Source organism: Pseudoalteromonas sp. S4492, assembly GCF_005886115.1.
Taxonomy (GTDB): domain Bacteria; phylum Pseudomonadota; class Gammaproteobacteria; order Enterobacterales; family Alteromonadaceae; genus Pseudoalteromonas; species Pseudoalteromonas gelatinilytica.
Map to the genome: position 1 here is coordinate 1 of NZ_PNCP01000306.1, position 375 is coordinate 375.

At 59.7% G+C, this 375-nt stretch carries 1 pseudogene; it reads left to right on the plus strand.

Annotation, left to right across the window (positions count from 1 at the left end):
- A pseudogene (locus CWC28_RS21670) lies at nucleotides 1-375 on the plus strand (translational GTPase TypA); the annotation flags it as partial.

Here is a 375-nt window from a genome sequence, read left to right on the forward strand (position 1 = left end):
GAAGAAGTCATCATCGACTGTGAAGAGCAGCACCAGGGCTCCATCATGGAAGAGCTGGGCTACCGCAAGGGCGAGCTGACCAACATGAACCCGGATGGCAAGGGTCATGTGCGTCTGGACTTCATCATCCCGTCTCGCGGTCTGATCGGCTTCCGTGGTCAGTTCCTGACCCTGACCTCCGGTACCGGCATCCTGACCAGCCGCTTCGATCACTACGGTGATCTGAAGGAAGGCGCAGGCGTCGAGCGTCGCAACGGCGTCATGATCTCCATGGTGCCGGGCAAGGCGCTGTCCTACGCCCTGTACACCCTGCAGGAACGTGGCAAGCTGATCATCGGTCACGGTACCGAAGTCTATGAAGGCATGCTGGTCGGT